Source organism: Niallia yueguangensis (assembly GCF_052663115.1).
Map to the genome: position 1 here is coordinate 106483 of NZ_JBQTCX010000013.1, position 19383 is coordinate 125865.

Below are 19383 nucleotides of genomic sequence, written 5' to 3' on the forward strand. Positions count from 1 at the left end.
GTCTACTTTGACTGTTCCGGCTCTGGTCTGAATTTAGATTTCACAGGTTGTCCTCCTGTTTTTTCGTATTGCTTTTTTGACAATTTGACCTGATCAAACTCTGCACCCAGTTCTAAGTCTTGGTTATTGATGCCATTGCGCGTTTTTTGTTCTGGGTTATTTTGTTTCGAACGTTTTGTCATTATTATAATTCCCCCTTAATGCATTTCTATCGTCATTGCAGCCTGCAATTGCTCTAGCTGTATTCTCATTCTATTCAGCTGTTCCCGCTGCTGCGGATTTGCACTGTGCGCCATCACAATTAAGTCATTCGTAACTTCTTCTAATTTTAATTGTGATTCGGTGAATTCATCCTTGTTATAATGTTCTTGCAGACTTCCTATTTTACATTGCTCTTGTGCATCATGTATGACCTCATTGCATCTTTGCAGAAGTTCCTCTACTGATTGTCGAGTTGCCATTTTATTAACCTCCCCAAATATCACCATTAGAAGCATAAAGCTTCTTTTTTATTATTCGTTTGTTCTACTATCTTATAACTTCCTTTTCTTAACTTTAACGTCTTTTAGCTACTCATTAGAAAATCTGGTTGGAAGATGCTCGTATCTCATGATAAAATTTTTGTTATGGAAAAAATTAAACTTCATCTAAGGAGGTTACTGATATGAATCAGCTTAACCCTTTCCCATATGCATCAGATAATAAACGCTACCATACTTGGAATTACCATTTACGAAATGAATTTGGTCATAAAGTTTTTAAAATTGCGCTGGATGGCGGTTTTGATTGCCCAAATAGAGACGGCACTGTTGCTCACGGCGGCTGTACGTTCTGCAGTGCTGCTGGTTCTGGTGATTTTGCCGGAAATCGGGTCGACAGTTTAGAAAAACAATTTCATGATATAAAAAATAAAATGCATACAAAATGGAAAGATGGAAAATACATGGCTTATTTTCAAGCCTTTACGAATACGCATGCTCCTGTTCATGAACTGCGTGAAAAATATGAAACAGTGCTGAAGCAAGACAATGTCGTTGGCCTTTCTATTGCTACAAGACCTGACTGCCTCCCAGATGACGTCGTTGAATATTTGGCTGAACTGAATGAACGCACCTACTTATGGGTTGAATTAGGATTGCAAACAGCCCATGATAAAACAGGCGATTTCATTAATCGTGCCCATGACTTTGCCTGCTATGTTGAAGGTGTTAATAAATTAAGAAAACATAATATCCGGATATGCTCCCATATCATTAATGGCCTGCCATTAGAAACAAATGACATGATGATGGAGACTGCTCGTGCGGTTAGTCAGTTGGACGTTCAAGGAATCAAAATTCATTTGCTTCATTTATTAAAAGGGACACCAATGGTGAAACAATATGAAAAAGGCATGCTGAAGTTTCTTGAATTTGAGGCATATGTATCATTAGTATGTGATCAATTAGAAATTTTACCACCTGAAATGATCATTCATCGTATCACCGGAGATGGACCGATTGAATTAATGATTGGTCCAATGTGGAGTGTAAATAAATGGGAAGTACTAAATAGCATTGATGCAGAGTTAAAGCGACGAAACAGCTGGCAAGGAAAATACTACAAAACAAACAAGAAGGTATCTATATGAAGTTAGAAAGAATCCTCCCATTTGCTCGATCCTTATTGGAGAAAAGCATCACAACGGGCGATATTGCTGTTGATGCTACGATGGGAAATGGCCACGACACATTATTTTTAGCAAAGCTTGTTGGCGAAACAGGAAAAGTGTTCAGTTTTGATATTCAACAAGATGCACTAGCCGCAACGGAAAAAAGATTAACAGAAAACAACTTAAATGAAGTTGCGACCCTTTCATTATGTGGGCATGAACAACTAAAAACAATTATTCCAGCAATCCATCACGGAAAAGTAACCGCTGCGATTTTTAATCTTGGTTATTTGCCAGGAGGAGATAAATCGATTGTAACAACAGCCAACAACACAATTTCTGCAATCGAACATTTGCTGGATATAATGGCACCTGAAGGCATTATTATATTGGTCATTTATCATGGCCACCCAGAAGGTCAGCTGGAAAGGGATGAGCTTTTATCCTATGTAGAAACAATCGACCAGCAAACTGCCCATGTCTTGCAGTATCGGTTTATGAATCAAGTGAACAATCCTCCGTTTATAATTGCTATAGAAAAAAGGTAACAATACAAAAGGTGTTTTCCTATTTAGATTTAGGCAACACCTTTTTCTATAGTTCCACTTTTTAATGGAATTTCTATCCGAACAATTCTCTCGTTCATGCATAGCAAACAAATATTCAAATGCAGAATAATTATTTCACCTTTTCCCAATCTTTCACAACTGGTTGATAGCCGCTTTTTTTTAATAATTTTTTTATTTCTTCTACAGAACGGTCATCTGAAATCTCAAATTGACTTTTTCTCGAATCTTTTTTTGTATATCCACCTACTACCGTTGAGGAAGCTGCTGACATTTTTGTTACACCTAATGGTATTAAGTAATTGCGAAGTTCTGAAGTTTCACGTGTAGACAACGCAATACCTGCTCGAGGCAAAAATAATCGCATAGCAAGCATTGCTTGAACCAGGTTTTTATCTGTGACGATATCATTCGGTTGATAATCTCCTGCATGCGGCCGCATTCTTGGAAAAGAAACTCCCACTTCGGTTTCTAAATAGTTATTTTGTAAATAGTTTGCATGCAATCCAGTCATATACGTTTCAAATCTCCAATCATGCAGGCCGAGCAGTGCACCAATATTTACATTTCGAAAACCAGCCATTGCTCCTCTTTCTGGTGTATCTAAGCGGTAACGAAAATTTCTTTTTGGCCCTTTTAAATGAAGCTCTCGATAAATTTCTTCTTGATACACTTCTTGGTACACGGTTAAACTATCTATGCCGCAATCCGCTAATTCCTGATAATCTTTCGTTTCAAGAGGTTGAATTTCTATCCCTATAGAAGAGAAATATTTTTTTAACACGTTTACACTTTCTTTTAAATACGAAACAGAAGAATGAATTAGCGATTCTCCCGTTAAAAGAATAATATGTTTAATCCCCATATCAGCAATCGCTTTCGCTTCTTTTTCCACCTCTTCTAGTGTTAATTTACGTCGCGGAAAATCATTATTAAAGCTAAAGCTGCAATACTTACATGTATTTACACAATAATCAGATATATATAACGGGAGAAATAGCTGCATCGTTTTGCCAAAATGCTGAACAGTCAATTGATGAGCTTTTTGTGCCATCCTTTCTATATATTTTTCCGCTGCAGGTGAAAGTAATAAAAAGAAGTCTTTTTCTGTTAAACAATCTTTTTTTAAAACACGCTCCACTTCAGCTGATGTAACGTTTGTAAACAACTGTGAATAAGGTAAATCCTTTACTTTTGTAAAAACATCATAAAAGCTCATTTTAATACACTCCTATCCCATTTTTTTAAATTAAAGGCTCTGTTAAACTTGCCTGTTGATTTCCGTTCTAGGCGTTCGCTTTCCGCAGGCGGTCCGGGAGCCTCCTCGGCGCTTTACGCCTGTGGGCCTCTGACTCGCTTTTCCCGCAGGAGTCTCACAATCAACATCGTGCCAAAATCAACAATGAGCTTTAACATAGCCAAATTAAAAAATGCCCGCCTGCATGTGCATAGGTGAGCATAGATAAATAGAGTCATTCTTTTCATCTAATGCTTCCCTACGTTGGTTTTAACCAAATCAGGTTCAAAGGGTCGGTTTTCTACCTCTCAGCCAATCAGCACCCCTAGCATTTTTGTTAAATTATATTTCAATTATATCAAATAAACAGAATTTTTGTAATTTTTAAACGAAAAAAATACAAAAAAGAACAAAAGCGCAAGCGCCTTGAACAGCTCTGAAGAAAAATGTTCACATGACTCAAAAAGTGCTTTTTACTTTTAGAGGCATGGGGTTATTTTTCACAAGAGCTAGGCGCTGGAGCTAGATGCGGACACAACCGCCGAGTTATCCACATCCCATTTCGTTTATAATTTCCTAGACGAAAATAAATGAACCTTCCATTTGAGGATGAGAAAATCCTCAAATGGAAGGTTCACTTTATAAAAGTTTTACTTTATCATCGCTTTCACTATACTTGCAGGAACTATTTTCTGGAACTTCCGATAGGCTCTTCCATTTAAATAAAAAAAGTAACCGATTGGGCCAGATGTTTTAATTATTTCTTTTGCCAGTTTTCGGATATTCTGTTGTTTATTGACTTTTTCATCTGATAAATAAACGCCTAATAAGCCTCTGTTTATTAATTTATGAAACTGCTGATGAGGCAGTGTGTTTGTGTGTTTATCTGCTTCGGCAACAAAATATTTTAATCGACTAAATAGTTCTTTTTCATCTTTATAATAAAAACAAAAGTTTAAATCTCCACCAATTCTATCTTCTTCTTGGTCGATAAAATAATCTAATAATATATGTAAACCTTGAATATATGGAAAATAGCCATCACGAATAGATAATGCATAAGCTGGTTCAAAATCTTTTCGGTACGCATAGGAAACTAAACAAAATATTCCTAAAGTAGACCCAGAGCAAGCCGAGAATTCATACCATTCCATTTCAGGGATTAGATGCTTATTTCGCTCAAACCAAGACCGTAATCTAGGAATTCTTTCTTCCACGATAACATGCTTATGAATTTGCAGATCACAATAGTAGCCGCAAAGCTCTAGTAAATGGTCCTTTATATGTATATAATTATCAAGCTTCGATAGAGCGTCGCGACATGTTTTTGCTAAATCATATAAATATCCGCCATCATCTTGATCTTCTCTCAAACGATAATAGTTATTAGGATTTGCATCCAATGTTAACGCATGCCTCATCGATTCATGCAGCGCGGAGAAGTCTTCCGGATCTAACGATGTACTGCGGTCACATAAATTGTCTAAATAATCACTGATTGTCTGATAGGCAACAATAAATTTTATCGCATCTTTATAGTTTTCCTTTGCAATAAGTGCCATAATCGATCCGCCTTCACAATGAAAGGTCTTTTGTTCAATACTTGCTAAAGCTTGTTTTCGAAGCTCTATGTTTGGTATTGAGCTTGCTCTATCAGTCCAGTATTTTAACTCTTTATGGACGACAGGAAACACTTTCAAATATACTTTTGACAGTAAAGATAGTGGCATAATTGGTACTGACATATAAAAAACCTCACTTATACAATATACCCAATAGATTTTAATTGACTAATAATAAAATCCTTTGCATATTCAAATACTTCTTCTCTTTCCGGTTCATTAAAAATTTCGTGATAACATTTTGGCCATTCTTTATATCTCTTTTCAGATAATGGTACCATATTAAACCAGTTCTTTACCATTTTTTTATCTACCACTAAGTCTCCTCCTCCTTGCATTAACAATAAAGGGAGATCTTGTGTTTTGTCCACTTCTGTAAAGGCAAACTTAATAGCAGTAAGCATTTCTCGATACCATCTAACCGAAACTTTTGTAATATATAATGTATCATTGTTGTCGATTTCACGGATTGATTCATTCCTAGTAGCTATATCAATCGTTAAGCCTGTCTTCAAACGAAAGGTAGGTATTATTTTATTTAAAACCAAGGAAAGACCGTTTAAAAGCTTATTTGGATATTCAACTAGCCCAAGACAAGGCGAAGATAAAATTAACCCTGCCACCTTTAATTTTTCTTGCTGCAGCAATCGTACAGATGCTAATGCCCCTAAACTATGACCTAATAAAAAAACTGGCAATTCAAATTGATATGCTGCTTGAATCCAATCCTTTATCTCTGTTGTATATTCATCAAATGATTCAATATGGCCTCTTCTCGATCTTGTTGTCATTCCTTGCCCAGGGAGGTCACCCATCACAACATGAAAGCCAGATAATCGATACATTTCAATTAGCCAGCCATATCTTCGATGATGCTCCATTGCACCATGAACAATAACGATGACCGCTTTTGCTTCGCCTTCTGCTTCCCATTTCCACATAACTGTCCCCCATTCCAATTCTTCCATTTTCTCTTTTTTTTATTATGTAGCAGGTCCTATACTTTTACAAACAGGAAGAACCTATGGACTTTATCTCTCTATCTTTCCCTAAGATTTAATAAATTATTGCAATAATACAATCGAATATTATTAACTTAATTGACGTTAACACATGATTGTTCTTCTACTAACTGCTAGAATATTATTTTATTTACAAACTTCAAAAAAAGAAGGTATGATTACATTGACGATTTATGTGAGAATGCCATAGGTAACTTTGCCTATTTACTTCAACATTTTCGTCCATAAACCGAAATAATTTTATAAAAAACTAAATAGGTGAAACGATGAACTCAAATGCAATTATTTTATATTCTATGATAGGATTATTGGTCCTTCTATTTTTATATATTCAAAAAAAGCTGACCATATTGTTAAAAGGGATTATTTTCTCATTAATTCTTCTCGTAACAGCTGCCAGCATCTACGTGCTTAAATTCAAAGACAAAAATGAAATTGCCTTCGCAAAAGAAATAACGATACAAGCAACAAAAGAAAATGAAAAAAAAGAAAGCACCGCTTCAGTAAAACCAAGTGTGCATTTAAACGCTCCCGTTATTCGTCAATTGCCAGAGCTTCCAAGGGGCTGTGAAGTAACAAGCCTAGCTATGCTGCTTCAATATGCAGGTATAGATGTCGACAAAATGACACTTGCGGAAGAAATAACAAAAGATTCTACTCCTTATAAACAAATAAACGGGAAAATATATTATGGCCATCCGAATAATGGATTTGTAGGCAATATGTATTCTATAAAGGAACCAGGCTTTGGTGTTTACCACAAACCGATTGCTAAACTAGCCAATAACTATTTGCCAAACTTAATCGTAGATTTAACTGGCTCCGATTTTGACAAGCTAAAAACTCATCTTTCCGATAATCGTCCAGTCTGGGTTATTACTAATACAAAATATAAAAAGCTGTCGGATAATCAGTTCCAAACGTGGATTACACCAAACAGCACTATTAAAATAACTAAATCTGAACACTCTGTTTTACTGACCGGTTATGATGATGATTATATTTATTTTAATGATCCACTCACTGGTAAAAAAAATAAAAAAGCACCCATAAAAGATTTTCAAGAATCCTGGGTGCAAATGGGAAGTCAAGCTATTACCTATATTAATTCCTAACAGCTTGTACTTTTTTTACATATTCCTCTTCGAAGGAATATTTTTTTTCTATATAAATGCTATGCCATACCATAAACATTAATACTGTCCAAATCTTGCGGCTATTATCTGCTTTTCCTTGGCAATGGTCTTCTAACAACTGCAAAATAACAGCTTTATTTAATAGATGATCTGTACCACTTTCTTTAATGATATTTTTAGCCCAGTCATTCATTTCCGCTTTTAACCAATGGCGAATTGGAACAGGAAACCCTAATTTTTTACGGTTTAGCACATGTTCTGGTACAAAAGATTCTGCTGCTTTACGTAAAATATATTTTGTTGTTCCGTTGGCCGTCTTTAAACTTGTTGGAATTTTAGAAGCGACATCAAAAACAGCTTTATCTAAAAACGGTACACGTAATTCTAATGAATGTGCCATCGTCATTTTATCTGCTTTTAATAATATATCTCCACGCATCCATGTATGAATATCAATAAATTGCATTCTATCGACAGGATCATATCCTATGCTTTCGTTGTAAAGTGGTTTAGTAATATTCGTATAATGCAAGTTATGATGGTAAACGGATAATAATTGTTGCTTTTCTTCTTCTGTGAACATTTTTGCATTCCCAATGTAACGTTCTTCCATTGGCGTTACACCACGTTCAATAAAGCTTTTTCCTTTTACCCCTTCAGGAAGCATTGTTGCTATCGTACGCAACATTGATTTCCCGACTTTTGGTATTTTATTAAACATTTCCAAAGATTGTGGTTCACGATAAATATTATATCCACCAAATAATTCATCTGCCCCTTCACCTGACAGAACCACTGTCACGTGTTTGCGCGCTTCTCTTGCAACAAAATATAACGGCACACATGCAGGATCAGCTAAAGGATCGTCCATATGCCACATAATTTTTGGAATTTCATTCATGTATTCTTCTGGAGAGATAACATAATTGATATTTTCTACTCCTAGTTTATCCGCTGTTTCTTTTGCTACATCTATTTCACTAAAGCCATTATGCTCAAAACCTACAGAAAAAGTCTTAATGGCTGGATGAAATTCTTTTGCAATACTTGCAATGATCGATGAATCAATCCCTCCTGAAAGGAACGAACCAACTGGTACATCACTTCTCATATGTATTTTAACACTATCAAACAAAACATCTTTTATTTCTTTGACAAATTCATCTTCTGTTTTGTTAACAGGCTGGAAAGCTGCTCTCCAATAACGTTTGATCTCCATTGGCGATCCGATTTTTTTCGTAAAATAATGGCCTGGCTCTAATTTTTTTATTCCTTTTGACATCGTGTCAGGTTCTGGAACAAATTGATAAGTTAAATAATGTTGAAGTGATTCTTCGTTTAAAACATCCTTTTCTAATGCCATTAAAATGCTTTTCTTTTCCGATGCAAAAAATGTTTTTTCGCCATCATTATAATAAAAGAAAGGTTTAATGCCAAATGGATCACGAGCTCCATATAACGTTTCCTCTTGTTTATCCCAAATGACAAAAGAGAACATGCCACGCAGTTTTTCCACTGCTTTTTCTTTTTCATGGCTGTACAGCGCAATAATCACTTCTGTATCGGAATTCGTTTGAAATGTTAAACCTGCTTTTATAAGCTCTTCTCTAATTTCTAAGTAATTATAAACTTCTCCATTAAATATGATCCAATAGCGCTCATTTTCATATGTTAATGGCTGATGCCCACTTTCAATGTCAATAATGCTTAATCTTCTAAATCCAAACTGTATATGTTGATCATAATAGTACCCTTCATCATCAGGACCACGATGGGTAATAATTCTATTCATTTCTGCAAATAGTTCTTTTTGTTCTGTTTGAAAGTTTTGTGCTTTTTCATGTACGCAGCCTACAAAACCACACATACTGCTCACCTTCTCCATTCATTTGTTATCGTTGTTTTTATAGGATATTCCTGCTTTAAAAAATTGTCAGTATAAGTTTCTAAAAGCAATAATTGCTTCCTCTACTTTTATGCAACAACATTAATGTAAATAATTTACTTTACATTAACTATCTAGTGTTTTCTATTGTATCATAAATTATTCGGGATACCTATTAGAGGATGTTCACATAATATTAGACGCAAAATAAAAATAGGGGTTACACTGTATTAGTACAAGAAAAGAGCAGGGCGTCTTGTTCAGCCCCTATTTATTCCTTATTTCACCATCACTTTGTCTTTTATAAGCCGTCACTTGGACAAAACTTGGACTTTTTCCTTTATTTTGTTCTGCTTTAATGGAGACCCCACAGGAGCGTATGCGAGGCCCCTGAAGAAGTGTTTTATTAAATAATTATAGGTAAAACCTTATATTTAGTAGGATAAAAATGGTATAGAGAATTTGAAAACGACCATCATGTTGGTTAAGAGAGGCGTCCGCACGACTCCTGCGGGATTAGCGAGACAGGCGAGACCCCACAACGAGGAGGCTCGGCGCTCGCCCCGCGGAAAGCGTGTGGTAAGCCTCGGAAAACCGAACGAAAACAGCCTTTAAAAAAGAAGACGCACCTTTATGCATCTCCCTTTAAGTTTCTTGCTCTATTATTTAGCTACAACAGCATTTTTTAGAATATCCGCTTTATCTGTACGCTCCCATGGCAAGTCGACATCACTGCGGCCAAAATGACCGTAAGCTGCCGTTCGCTTATAAATCGGGCGACGTAAATCAAGCATGTTAATAATTCCAGCAGGACGCAAATCAAAATGTTCACGAACAGCTTCAATAAGACTATCTTCTGAAACGGTTCCAGTACCAAATGTATCAATTGAAATAGACACTGGCTGCGCTACACCAATTGCATAGGCTAACTGTACTTCTGCTTTATCAGCTAGACCTGCTGCAACAATATTTTTTGCCACATAACGAGCAGCATATGCTGCAGAACGGTCCACTTTTGTTGGATCTTTACCAGAAAAAGCTCCGCCGCCATGACGAGCATAACCACCGTATGTATCAACAATGATTTTACGACCAGTTAGACCTGCATCTCCTTGAGGTCCACCAATAACAAAACGGCCGGTTGGATTAATAAAATATTTTGTATGTTCATCAATTAATTCCGCTGGTACAACAGCGTTAATGACATGTTCTTTTATATTGCGCTGAATTTGTTCTAATGTTATTTCCGGATGGTGTTGTGTACTAATAACAATCGTATCAACCCGAACAGGTTGATTATTTTCATCGTACTCCACCGTTACTTGTGTTTTACCGTCTGGACGAAGGTATGGAAGTATTTCTTCTTTGCGAACTTCTGCTAATCTTCTTGATAGTTTATGTGCTAATGAGATAGGAAGTGGCATTAATTCTTTTGTTTCATTACAAGCAAATCCGAACATTAAACCTTGGTCACCAGCACCAATTGCTTCAATCTCTTCGTCTGTCATTTTTCCTTCACGTGCTTCTAGAGCCTGATCTACCCCTAATGCAATATCAGCAGATTGCTCATCTATTGATGTTAATACTGCACTAGTTTCTGCATCAAAACCATATTTTGCACGAGTATAACCGATTTCTTTCACCGTTTCACGTACAATTTTTGGGATATCTACATAAGTAGATGTTGAAATTTCTCCTGCAACCAATACTAATCCAGTTGTAACAGATGTTTCTGCAGCTACACGAGCATTAGCATCCTTTTCCAGAATAGCGTCTAAAATAGCATCTGAAATCTGATCACAAATTTTATCTGGGTGACCTTCAGTTACCGATTCAGAAGTGAACAAGCGACGTTTTGTTGACATCTGATTTCCTCCTTATTTATCGAAAAATAAAAGCGAGGTCTTTTCGTTTTGAGAATCCATCCCTACAAACCTCTGGTTGACACGGTACTCATCCCTAGATAGTATGAAGTAAACATGCTGTTTTTATCCCGAGATAGCCATTGTAAACATCCATTGGAAGAAACTCAGTTGCCCATCTCTTTGTAAAAACACACATCGAAAATATACATTTTATAAAAGATAGTTTATCAGATTGCATACAAAAAACCTTTTCATAGTGAAAAGGTTGAAAGCAAATCGATTCGCACCTTTCACTCTTATCGTTCAAGGAAATATAGTCCTTGCTTCAGGTTAGCACCTTTCCTAAGAGAATGTCTGTCACATCAAACATATCGAGGCTGTTCCTTATTTGAACAAGCACATATATTAAATGTTGCAGCCTATTTTCTTCACATAGTAGGTTGCTGGGTTTCATCGGGCCAGTCCCTCCACCAGCTCAGGATAAGAGAGTATCCGTTCAAATTAAAATAATATCGTATTCCTTTAATTTATGTCAATGATTTTATTTTAGATTATTTTAATTTGTTGAATTTAATGCAATGAGTTGATATAAAATAGTTGTTTTCCCATTTTCCCATTCTAATTTCTCAATGGTAGCTGTACCGATTCGTTCACCGGATTTTGTTTTTCTAACTTCTACAGGGATATGCATAGGGTACAAACGATATTCTTCTTTTTGTAAAATAAAAAAGTTATCTTTCACCCTTTGTTCCTTCCCTTTTGTGACAATCATTGTATTTAATTCTAAAGGCATCCCCATTTGATATTCTCCCTTCTATTACTTAGTTTTTATGATTCTTTTATTGTTTGTTTTTTCATCCATCTAGATAGATTCGTCACAACTTTTCTATTGATTGAAGGAGGAAAATAATGTGTATATTCAGGAAAATACCATGTTTCTACTTCTTTCCCCACTGTTTTCAGCCCCTTTTCTAATTGATAGCTATGTTCTATTGAAACATTTTTATCTAACATACCGTGTATTATCAAGGTTGGAGCAGCTATGTTATTTAAATGAAATAATGGTGTACGCTCTTTATATCTATCTGGATATTTAGTTGGCGTTCCGCCAATCACCCTTTTCATCATTCTTCGCAAATCTTTCCGTTCTTGATATGTAAGGACCATATCACTTACACCACCCCATGTAACAATCGATGCTGCCGGGCAATATAATCCAACATGCAGTGCCATTACACCGCCTCTTGAAAAACCAAATACGTGAACATGTTTAACGCGTTCGTGATTGTTTAATAAAGCAAATGCAGCAATCGCATCCATACGATCTTCTCCAGCAAAGTCTTCGTTGCCTTCTCCTCCTTGATTGCCCCGATAGAAAGGAGCGAACACAATAAATCCTTCTGATGCGAATTGTACAATTCTTCCAGGTCTTACTTTGCCTACATTTTTGATGCCACCTCTTAAATAAAGAAAGCCTTCATATGTATCCTCATTTTTTGGTTCTGCAAGTAATCCTTTTATTTTTAGCCCGTCTGCGTAATAAGTAACGATAAATAATTCTATAAATGGATGAGGAGAAGGAAATTTTAGTTTCTCTACAATATCTCCATTATTCATTAAAATACTAGCACCTCTTTTCCCTCTTTTAACATGTAGCTCTCATTTTATTTGGGCTAAAACATCTCTTTAACTTTTGTTTCCACGTACCAATTCTATTCATCTCCAAAATAACAGTTACAGCAAATAAAATTCTTCTTTTATTTTGCTCAAGCATAATTTCATAACATTATCTTTCATAATAAAACTAAATTGGTCATTCCATCGTTGTTCTAAATCAGAATCTTCTATTAAAATTGGGCCATTTGTTTCTAAATAATCTTCTTTTTTCATCAACTTATCGACCACTGCAAAATAAACAGCTTTTACAAAATAGTTATTTTTAAGGTGTACTTGATACTGAGCAATCCAATGCATGTTTTGGATGATTGCTCCCGTTTCTTCATACACTTCCCTTTTTGCTGCATCTTCTATACATTCTCCACACTCAACTTTACCTCCAGGAAATTCCAGTCCCCGTTTTTTATGTTGTGTTAATAACCACTTCCCTCTCATATAACAAATAACAATAACATGTTCAGCTTTTGTGGGAAATTCTTCTTTTTGAAAGGAAAAGGTCACCTTCGAACCATAAAAGTCATAAAATGTATCCATCAAGCTCCTCACATTCATCATGTTTGTTATATTTTTACACGATTCCATCTTAATTTCTATACAAATGATCGTAATTGTGTTAAAAAAAGAAAATGAATGGAACATATTTTCAATCAAAAGGGTTGTAACTATATTAACAAAAAAGGATATAATAAGGTGAAACTTCCATCAGCGGACATACTGCCCGTATGATTGGGATAATTTTAAATTGGTTGATACTACAATACTTATTTCATGATATCGTGATACAATAATTAAAACGATTACAAAAAAACAACTAATTATTCAGGGATGCATAAGGAGGTTAGAAGAATGAAGCTAGTTGAAGAACTTTACAATTTATATAAACATAAATTAACCGGTGATGAAGAAGATATTGATATGCTCGCTTTTGCTTTTTTAGAGGAAATGACAAGAGAGGATTTATTACATATCATTCAAGAATTAAATGAACAAGAACTTTATGACCTAATGGGTCTATATTTAATCGAAGGCTTAAAAGGAAAATTTGCCAAAGAAGATTATCGCGAACAAAGGAGCGTCGTATTTTCACCACGCAATTTACATTAATAAGTAATTATGTTCGATTTTAGCAGCAGCGTGATAGCTGCTGCTTTAAAACAGGATCACTCCAGCCAAACTAAGAAAAAAAGTGATCATAAATATTTTTCCCAATCAACACAATTGAAACAAGAACAAACAATCCTTTTACATAAGATGACCCCTTTTTAATGGCTACTTTTGAACCGATAAAAGCACCTGCAACCATTGCAAGCCCCATCGGTATTCCATATTGGTAATAAACCGAATCATAATAAAAAAATACGACTAATGCTGTTAAATTACTTCCGAAATTTAATATTTTTGCGTTTCCCGCAGATTCGACAAAGTCAAAACCCATTAATAAAAATACAAACAGAAAAAAAGAGCCTGTTCCTCCCCCTAGAAAACCATCATAAAATCCAATTAATGTAACCATTCCAACAGAAAAAATCACTTTTTTGATAGTCATGCCATTGAATGTAGAGGATAATCCCCAATCTTTTTTCGTTAACGTATAAATAGTTACAACAATTAATATGATTAAAATAATTGGCTTTAGTTTCTCTGAAGGAATTTTTTGAACAACATATACCCCTATCGCTGAACCAATAATGGATAAAGGCAATAATTTTATCATCAATGCTTTATTAATTTTCCCATGCCGAAAAAATGAAATCGAGCTTGTTAACGATCCCATAGTAGAAGCTAATTTATTTGTTCCTAACGCAATTTGTGGAGGTAGTCCCGTAAATAATAGCGCCGGCAATGAAATTAAACCACCTCCGCCAACAACTGAATCAATAAATGCTGCTATAAATCCAGCAATAATTAAAAAAAGCAGCATGCCAATATGTAGGTCTTCCATTTTATCTAATTCCCCTATCTCTCTTTATTCTTCCACTCCTACATTACCATATTATTCTATTTTTTTATATAACCTTTTTAATTCTAAAAAAGAGAGACAAAAAAATGAATGGACAGCGCAGCCGTCCATTCATTTTTTTTAGTTTAAGCAAATACTTGCTTTAAATCTTCTTTAGTTTGTTTTAACCAGAACTGCATTAATTTTTTAGCACCTTCTAGGTCATGAAGTTTCGCTTGGCCGCATTGCTTTTCATTGGCCGCAGGAATTTCGGTGATTTCAATTGCAGCGTTCATCGTATCTTCTAAAAGATCAATGATTTCTTCTACTGCAGGTTCGCCGCTCACTACTAAATAATATCCTGTTTGACACCCCATCGGAGAAATATCAATAATATCAAAATGATCATATTTTTCTACATGCTCACGAATATTAAAAGCTAATAAATGTTCAAGTGTATGGATTACATCCGGTTTCATTGCTTGTTTATTAGGCTGGCAAAAACGGATATCAAATTTATTTACTAGTCCATCGCTACCTACTTTATGGACTCCACAATGTCTAACATACGGTGCTTTTACCGCATTATGATCTAATTCAAAGCTTTCTACTGAAGGCATTCGAAAACAACTCCTTTTTTGTCTAGCGCAAGCAGCCTATCGTACTACGATGTGCAAGGCGCTTCTGCTTTTCTCATTTCATCACTTCATTATAACGCAAATACCAAGTAATTACATCAACTTAATTATTATTATATTTATTCTTATAGGAATCGTACTTATATTTTATTTATTATTTTTCTTATTAAAGCTAGCCATGATATACTCAGAGTGTTGAAACACGATTTATTTGGAAAGGAAAATATCCATGAAAAAAATATTTATCATCCTTATTCTATTTTATCAAAAAATAATTTCTCCCCTTACACCGCCTACTTGCCGCTTTTATCCGACCTGCTCTTCTTATGGATTAGAAGCGATAAGAAAATATGGCGCTTTAAAAGGTGGTTTCTTAACGATCAAAAGAATCGTAAAATGCCATCCTTTTCATCCAGGCGGAATCGACCCAGTTCCTGACGAATGGCCAAGAAAAAAACATCATCATTCGTAATATTTATTTTTTGCCTTTATATCCATCTACTACTAAATCTAATTTGCCTGTTTTCGGATCAATTACTAATCCATGTACCGGCACTTCACTAGGAAGTAGGGGATGATTTTTTATCATACTTACACTATGAAAAACACTTTCTGATACAGAATTGAATCCAGTTAACCATTTTTCTAAATTTACTCCTGTATTTTGAATCGTATTTAATGTATCCTCTGAAATTCCTCTGTCTTTCATCTTGCCTATCATATCATCTGCATTTAATGCACTCATGCCACAATCATGATGGCCGATAACCAACACTTCATCCGCCTTTAATTCATATACAGCGACAAGAATGCTTCTCATAATACTTCCTAATGGATGAACAACAACCGCTCCGGCATTTTTTATAATTTTAACATCACCGTTTGCAAGGTTTAACGCTTGAGGTAAAAGTTCTAATAGGCGAGTATCCATACATGTTAAAATAACCATTCTTTTATTCGGAAATTTTGTCGTAATATAGCGTTCGTATCTATGTTCACTAACAAATTTTTCATTATGAGTCAAAATCTCTTCTAAAATAGTCATCCATTCCATCCCCTTTATAAAAACCTATTCATTATTTAAGACCCTATTGAACTTTTTTCCATCCACTTATTAAAAGGATCTAAAAAACAATCTAAGTTTATAGTAAAAAAAAAATCGCTATTACACAACTTTAGAATAACTATTACACCAAACTTTTTCTTTAACAATACATTTTGTTATATTTTTCCGCTAAATTACAGGAAGAAATTACATAAATATTCAAATTCCTGAAAATACTTATAAATAGGAGAAGACATAGGAAGGGAAGATTTAAATGGATCATTTAGTTATAGCACGAAGTATGTTTGGCACGACAATGGGATTTCATATTATCTTTGCGACCATTGGCGTTGGATTACCTCTTATGATGCTGACCGCTGAATTATTGTATCAAAAAACAAAAGATTTAGATTATGTCATTATGGCAAAAAGATGGACGAAAACCTTTGGCATATTATTAGGTGTTGGAATACCAACAGGAACGATTGCAGGTCTGCAGCTTTCCTTATTATGGCCTGGCTTTATGGAAGTAATCGGAAAAGTGATGGCATTGCCGTTTCAGATTGAAATTTATGCTTTTTTTATCGAAGCGTTATTTATGTCTATCTATGTGTATGCGGCAGAAAGAATTCCTCCATGGGCACGAATTGCAAGTTTAATATTAGTTGCAACCGGAGCACTTGCATCAGCCATTTTGATTACAAATGTCCATGCCTTTCAAGGAACCCCTCAAGGTTTCCGGATGAATGGAAACGAGGTTACAGATGTAAATCCATGGAAAGCATTTTTCAACCCAACCTTTTTTGTATCTGCCGGGCATGTAGCAATGAGTGCTTATACTACTGGCGCTTTTGCTGTCGCATCTGTTTCAGCTGTTAAAATGATGAGACATACTTTTGGTTCTCGTGTTTTTCAATTCCATCAAAAAGCATTGATTTTAAGTTTAATTATCGGCGGAATCTTTTCATTATTAACTGCACTTAATGGACATGAAGCTGCTCAAAAGCTGTATGAGTATCAACCTGAGAAGCTCGCGGCGGCAGAAGGGCTTTTTGAAACACAATCACATGCTCCATTAGCTATTGGTGGGTTTACCGATAAAGAAAGCCGCGAAATAAAAGGTGCGATTGAAATTCCTTGGGCATTAAGTTTTTTAGCAGGAAATAGCTTTGATACCGTTGTGACAGGACTAAATGATTTTCCAGAAGAATTATGGCCACCATTATTTATTCATACACTTTTTAATGCAATGGTCGGAATTGGTTCCTTTTTAATTTTACTTGCTTTTGCATCATTAGCGTGGAAATTTCTATTAAAAAAAGAACGCTTCCCTAAATTTTTGTTGTGGATTTTTGTTTTTTCCGGCCCTTTAGCTTTAGTTAGCATCGAGTGTGGGTGGATATTTGCATGTACAGGTCGTCAGCCTTGGACGATTTATCGTGTATTGCCCACAGCAAACTCTGTTACTTCTTCTGGAAATTTAGCTTTATTATTTATTTTATTTTTAATCGTATATCTTATATTGGCGGTTTCCGTTTCCTTTGTCTTAATTTATTATTTCCGTAAAAACACTGTACTGAATGATTTACATGCGGCTAAAGACAAAGAAATTCCTCTGTTTGGATCTAACAGTTAAGGAGTGATCAAAATGACCGATTCATTATTAGCTATTACTGTCCTTTGGGGCTTTGTATTTATTTATAGCATCATGGCAACGATGGACTTTGGAGCAGGCTTTTGGTCCATGGTTTATATCAATAAAGAAAAAACGCGTGCGACAAATATCGCCAATCGTTATCTTTCTCCGACATGGGAGGTTACAAATACATTTATTGTAGCGATAGTTGTTGCTGTTTTTAGCATGTTTCCAACAGCAGCTTATACACTCGGAACCGTCTTATTAATTCCAGGAAGTGCTATTTTGCTTCTTTTAGCAATTAGAAGTGCCTTTCTCGTTTTTGCTAATATTGCCCATGAGTATCGAAAGCCGCTTACCTATATTTCAGGCGTATCTGGAATGTTGATTCCAGGCATTTTATTAAGCGTTTTGCCTATTACACATGGAGGATATGTCGACTTCTCTTCTGATAAACAATCGCTTGATTTAGTTGGATTGTTTACAAGTTGGAATGAGTATGCTTTTTTTGGTTTTGCTTTAAGCAGCACCTTATTTTTATCCTCCCTTTTATTAGCCGATTATTCAAATGTTTCATCTGAATTTGAGGCTTATCGTGTTTTTAGAAGAGATGCGATCATACTTGGACCGATTTCTATATTGATGGCTGTATTTACTTTGTTTACATTAAAGCAAGATGCTAATTGGATTTATCAGAAAATGATGGACGATTTTCTGATGTTATCATTATCCTTGCTCCTTTTTGTAATCGGTAGCATCGCACTATTTTTGCCTTCTCGTAAAAATAAAGGCATAAAAGGAATGCCAAGACTAGCCATTATTTCGATCACATTACAATATTTACTTGCTAGTTATGTATATGGCAAAGCACATCTTCCCTTTATTGTTTATCCTGAAGTAACCATTACATCAGCTTTTACTGACCCTGATTCTTTTCATGCTATATTTGCTACTTATATTGCAGGATTTATCATTCTATTTCCAGGATTTTATTTGTTTTGGAAGCTTTTTATGCATGATAAAAAATATTTACAAAAAGAAACAAAAAAGTAATCATTACGTTTGAAATTACTGTATGTATTTTATCCTTTTTACCTATACTATTATAGAATTATTCCTTCTAAGACCTTGGAGTAATTCTTTCCTTTTCGTTTTTCAATTTAAGAAAAATGAGCTAATTCAAATCTAGGAGATGATTACTTTGGCAAAAGACGTTTTATGCGAAGTGAATAACTGTTCATATTGGGCAGACGGAAATTTATGTGCAGCAGAAAAGATTTATGTAGTCAGTCATACTGGCAAACAGGCTGATAGCAGTCAAGAAACAGATTGTAAAACATTCGAGCCAACTTCATGAGAAAAGCGGAAGCGCCTTGCTCAGCCCCGAAGAAAAATGTTCTCTTGGCTCAAAAAGTGCTCTTTACTTTTAGAGACAAGAGGTTATCTTTCACAGGGGCTAGGCGC

At 35.2% G+C, this 19383-nt stretch carries 21 protein-coding genes and 2 riboswitches; of the genes, 8 read left to right on the top strand and 13 right to left on the bottom strand.

Annotation, left to right across the window (positions count from 1 at the left end):
* Positions 1 to 2: 2 nt before the first annotated feature.
* Both ACTYA4_RS13595 and ACTYA4_RS13600 read right to left on the bottom strand, forming a co-directional pair.
* Positions 3 to 182, bottom strand: a complete 180-nt coding sequence (locus tag ACTYA4_RS13595) for a glycogen biosynthesis protein GlgD (protein ID WP_443482278.1) — start codon at positions 180 to 182, stop codon at positions 3 to 5.
* Positions 183 to 197: 15 nt separating this feature from the next.
* Positions 198 to 461 carry a YtzC family protein gene (locus tag ACTYA4_RS13600; protein WP_443482277.1) on the bottom strand — a complete coding sequence of 88 codons (264 nt, stop codon included), beginning with the start codon at positions 459 to 461 and terminating at the stop codon, positions 198 to 200.
* 203 nt (positions 462 to 664) lie between these two features.
* Between ACTYA4_RS13600 and mnmL the strand changes: the two genes are divergently transcribed.
* Together mnmL and mnmM are read left to right on the top strand one after the other, a co-directional pair.
* Positions 665 to 1630, top strand: a complete 966-nt coding sequence (gene mnmL / locus ACTYA4_RS13605; protein WP_443482276.1) for a tRNA modification radical SAM protein MnmL/YtqA — start codon at positions 665 to 667, stop codon at positions 1628 to 1630.
* The gene (gene mnmM, locus ACTYA4_RS13610) at positions 1627 to 2199 is read left to right on the top strand and encodes a tRNA 5-(aminomethyl)-2-thiouridylate-methyltransferase MnmM (protein ID WP_443482275.1); all 573 of its coding nucleotides are present in this window, start codon (positions 1627 to 1629) and stop codon (positions 2197 to 2199) included. The genes mnmL and mnmM overlap by 4 nt, the downstream gene beginning before the upstream one ends.
* Before the next feature lie 130 nt (positions 2200 to 2329).
* Here mnmM and thiH read toward each other — a convergent pair whose 3' ends face one another.
* The 3 genes from thiH to ACTYA4_RS13625 form a co-directional block, all read right to left on the bottom strand.
* Positions 2330 to 3436 carry a 2-iminoacetate synthase ThiH gene (thiH, locus tag ACTYA4_RS13615; RefSeq protein WP_443482274.1) on the bottom strand — a complete coding sequence of 369 codons (1107 nt, stop codon included), beginning with the start codon at positions 3434 to 3436 and terminating at the stop codon, positions 2330 to 2332.
* 257 nt (positions 3437 to 3693) lie between these two features.
* Positions 3694 to 3791: riboswitch (TPP riboswitch) on the bottom strand.
* A 313-nt stretch (positions 3792 to 4104) separates the two neighbouring features.
* Entirely contained in the window at positions 4105 to 5199 is a 1095-nt protein-coding gene (tbcS, locus tag ACTYA4_RS13620; RefSeq protein ID WP_443482273.1) for a tetraprenyl-beta-curcumene synthase, read from the bottom strand.
* A 14-nt stretch (positions 5200 to 5213) separates the two neighbouring features.
* Positions 5214 to 6017: an alpha/beta hydrolase gene (locus tag ACTYA4_RS13625; RefSeq protein WP_443482272.1), complete on the bottom strand. Its 804-nt coding sequence runs from the start codon at positions 6015 to 6017 to the stop codon at positions 5214 to 5216.
* Between the two features lie 347 nt (positions 6018 to 6364).
* On the opposite strand from ACTYA4_RS13625, the gene ACTYA4_RS13630 reads away from it, so the two are divergent.
* Positions 6365 to 7213: a C39 family peptidase gene (locus tag ACTYA4_RS13630; protein ID WP_443482271.1), complete on the top strand. Its 849-nt coding sequence runs from the start codon at positions 6365 to 6367 to the stop codon at positions 7211 to 7213.
* On the opposite strand, the gene asnB is transcribed toward ACTYA4_RS13630, so the two are convergent.
* The 5 genes from asnB to ytkD all read right to left on the bottom strand — a co-directional run bounded on the left by asnB (position 7203) and on the right by ytkD (position 13195).
* Entirely contained in the window at positions 7203 to 9101 is a 1899-nt protein-coding gene (gene asnB, locus ACTYA4_RS13635) for an asparagine synthase (glutamine-hydrolyzing) (RefSeq protein WP_443482270.1), read from the bottom strand. The two genes, ACTYA4_RS13630 and asnB, sit on opposite strands and share 11 nt — an antisense overlap.
* Positions 9102 to 9781: 680 nt before the next feature.
* Positions 9782 to 10984 (bottom strand): methionine adenosyltransferase, encoded by a 1203-nt coding sequence (metK, locus tag ACTYA4_RS13640; protein ID WP_443482269.1) that lies wholly within the window; start codon positions 10982 to 10984, stop codon positions 9782 to 9784.
* Positions 10985 to 11277: 293 nt separating this feature from the next.
* Positions 11278 to 11471: riboswitch (SAM riboswitch) on the bottom strand.
* A 69-nt stretch (positions 11472 to 11540) separates the two neighbouring features.
* Entirely contained in the window at positions 11541 to 11783 is a 243-nt protein-coding gene (locus ACTYA4_RS13645) for a DUF2584 domain-containing protein (protein ID WP_443482268.1), read from the bottom strand.
* Between the two features lie 29 nt (positions 11784 to 11812).
* Complete coding sequence (locus tag ACTYA4_RS13650; RefSeq protein ID WP_443482267.1) at positions 11813 to 12601, bottom strand: alpha/beta hydrolase family protein; 789 nt, start codon at positions 12599 to 12601, stop codon at positions 11813 to 11815.
* Positions 12602 to 12718: 117 nt separating this feature from the next.
* Positions 12719 to 13195, bottom strand: a complete 477-nt coding sequence (ytkD, locus tag ACTYA4_RS13655) for an RNA deprotection pyrophosphohydrolase (protein WP_443482266.1) — start codon at positions 13193 to 13195, stop codon at positions 12719 to 12721.
* A gap of 312 nt (positions 13196 to 13507) precedes the next feature.
* Here ytkD and ACTYA4_RS13660 point away from each other — a divergent pair, with 312 nt between their 5' ends.
* On the top strand, positions 13508 to 13765 hold the full coding sequence (locus ACTYA4_RS13660) for a DUF6154 family protein (RefSeq protein WP_443482265.1): 258 nt from the start codon (positions 13508 to 13510) through the stop codon (positions 13763 to 13765).
* 70 nt (positions 13766 to 13835) lie between these two features.
* Here the strand turns inward: ACTYA4_RS13660 and ACTYA4_RS13665 are convergent, their stop codons facing one another.
* Together ACTYA4_RS13665 and ACTYA4_RS13670 are read right to left on the bottom strand one after the other, a co-directional pair.
* Entirely contained in the window at positions 13836 to 14603 is a 768-nt protein-coding gene (locus tag ACTYA4_RS13665) for a sulfite exporter TauE/SafE family protein (protein ID WP_443482264.1), read from the bottom strand.
* Positions 14604 to 14746: 143 nt separating this feature from the next.
* Positions 14747 to 15220 carry an S-ribosylhomocysteine lyase gene (locus ACTYA4_RS13670; protein WP_443482263.1) on the bottom strand — a complete coding sequence of 158 codons (474 nt, stop codon included), beginning with the start codon at positions 15218 to 15220 and terminating at the stop codon, positions 14747 to 14749.
* 247 nt (positions 15221 to 15467) lie between these two features.
* On the opposite strand from ACTYA4_RS13670, the gene yidD reads away from it, so the two are divergent.
* Positions 15468 to 15710 carry a membrane protein insertion efficiency factor YidD gene (gene yidD, locus ACTYA4_RS13675; RefSeq protein ID WP_443482262.1) on the top strand — a complete coding sequence of 81 codons (243 nt, stop codon included), beginning with the start codon at positions 15468 to 15470 and terminating at the stop codon, positions 15708 to 15710.
* A 3-nt stretch (positions 15711 to 15713) separates the two neighbouring features.
* Here the strand turns inward: yidD and ACTYA4_RS13680 are convergent, their stop codons facing one another.
* On the bottom strand, positions 15714 to 16283 hold the full coding sequence (locus tag ACTYA4_RS13680; RefSeq protein ID WP_443482261.1) for a beta-class carbonic anhydrase: 570 nt from the start codon (positions 16281 to 16283) through the stop codon (positions 15714 to 15716).
* Positions 16284 to 16557: 274 nt separating this feature from the next.
* On the opposite strand from ACTYA4_RS13680, the gene ACTYA4_RS13685 reads away from it, so the two are divergent.
* From ACTYA4_RS13685 to ACTYA4_RS13695, 3 genes are all read left to right on the top strand, one after another.
* Positions 16558 to 17919 carry a cytochrome ubiquinol oxidase subunit I gene (locus tag ACTYA4_RS13685; protein WP_443482260.1) on the top strand — a complete coding sequence of 454 codons (1362 nt, stop codon included), beginning with the start codon at positions 16558 to 16560 and terminating at the stop codon, positions 17917 to 17919.
* 12 nt (positions 17920 to 17931) lie between these two features.
* Positions 17932 to 18972 (top strand): cytochrome d ubiquinol oxidase subunit II, encoded by a 1041-nt coding sequence (locus ACTYA4_RS13690; RefSeq protein WP_443482259.1) that lies wholly within the window; start codon positions 17932 to 17934, stop codon positions 18970 to 18972.
* A 148-nt stretch (positions 18973 to 19120) separates the two neighbouring features.
* A complete protein-coding gene (locus ACTYA4_RS13695) occupies positions 19121 to 19276 on the top strand; it encodes a DUF1540 domain-containing protein (RefSeq protein ID WP_443482258.1) in 156 nt (51 codons plus the stop codon).
* Positions 19277 to 19383 lie beyond the last annotated feature (107 nt).

Excerpts from the sequence above, each read along its gene's own strand:
- ACTYA4_RS13600 (WP_443482277.1), bottom strand. The coding sequence starts at position 461 with ATGGCAACTCGACAATCAGTAGAGGAACTTCTGCAAAGATGCAATGAG.
- tbcS (WP_443482273.1), bottom strand. The coding sequence starts at position 5,199 with ATGTCAGTACCAATTATGCCACTATCTTTACTGTCAAAAGTATATTTG.
- ACTYA4_RS13645 (WP_443482268.1), bottom strand. The coding sequence starts at position 11,783 with ATGGGGATGCCTTTAGAATTAAATACAATGATTGTCACAAAAGGGAAG.
- ACTYA4_RS13650 (WP_443482267.1), bottom strand. The coding sequence starts at position 12,601 with ATGAATAATGGAGATATTGTAGAGAAACTAAAATTTCCTTCTCCTCAT.
- mnmL (WP_443482276.1), top strand. The coding sequence starts at position 665 with ATGAATCAGCTTAACCCTTTCCCATATGCATCAGATAATAAACGCTAC.
- ACTYA4_RS13625 (WP_443482272.1), bottom strand. The coding sequence starts at position 6,017 with ATGTGGAAATGGGAAGCAGAAGGCGAAGCAAAAGCGGTCATCGTTATT.
- mnmM (WP_443482275.1), top strand. The coding sequence starts at position 1,627 with ATGAAGTTAGAAAGAATCCTCCCATTTGCTCGATCCTTATTGGAGAAA.
- ACTYA4_RS13630 (WP_443482271.1), top strand. The coding sequence starts at position 6,365 with ATGAACTCAAATGCAATTATTTTATATTCTATGATAGGATTATTGGTC.
- yidD (WP_443482262.1), top strand. The coding sequence starts at position 15,468 with ATGAAAAAAATATTTATCATCCTTATTCTATTTTATCAAAAAATAATT.
- ACTYA4_RS13680 (WP_443482261.1), bottom strand. The coding sequence starts at position 16,283 with ATGACTATTTTAGAAGAGATTTTGACTCATAATGAAAAATTTGTTAGT.
- ACTYA4_RS13660 (WP_443482265.1), top strand. The coding sequence starts at position 13,508 with ATGAAGCTAGTTGAAGAACTTTACAATTTATATAAACATAAATTAACC.
- ytkD (WP_443482266.1), bottom strand. The coding sequence starts at position 13,195 with ATGGATACATTTTATGACTTTTATGGTTCGAAGGTGACCTTTTCCTTT.
- metK (WP_443482269.1), bottom strand. The coding sequence starts at position 10,984 with ATGTCAACAAAACGTCGCTTGTTCACTTCTGAATCGGTAACTGAAGGT.
- thiH (WP_443482274.1), bottom strand. The coding sequence starts at position 3,436 with ATGAGCTTTTATGATGTTTTTACAAAAGTAAAGGATTTACCTTATTCA.
- ACTYA4_RS13670 (WP_443482263.1), bottom strand. The coding sequence starts at position 15,220 with ATGCCTTCAGTAGAAAGCTTTGAATTAGATCATAATGCGGTAAAAGCA.
- ACTYA4_RS13665 (WP_443482264.1), bottom strand. The coding sequence starts at position 14,603 with ATGGAAGACCTACATATTGGCATGCTGCTTTTTTTAATTATTGCTGGA.
- ACTYA4_RS13685 (WP_443482260.1), top strand. The coding sequence starts at position 16,558 with ATGGATCATTTAGTTATAGCACGAAGTATGTTTGGCACGACAATGGGA.
- ACTYA4_RS13595 (WP_443482278.1), bottom strand. The coding sequence starts at position 182 with ATGACAAAACGTTCGAAACAAAATAACCCAGAACAAAAAACGCGCAAT.
- ACTYA4_RS13690 (WP_443482259.1), top strand. The coding sequence starts at position 17,932 with ATGACCGATTCATTATTAGCTATTACTGTCCTTTGGGGCTTTGTATTT.
- asnB (WP_443482270.1), bottom strand. The coding sequence starts at position 9,101 with ATGTGTGGTTTTGTAGGCTGCGTACATGAAAAAGCACAAAACTTTCAA.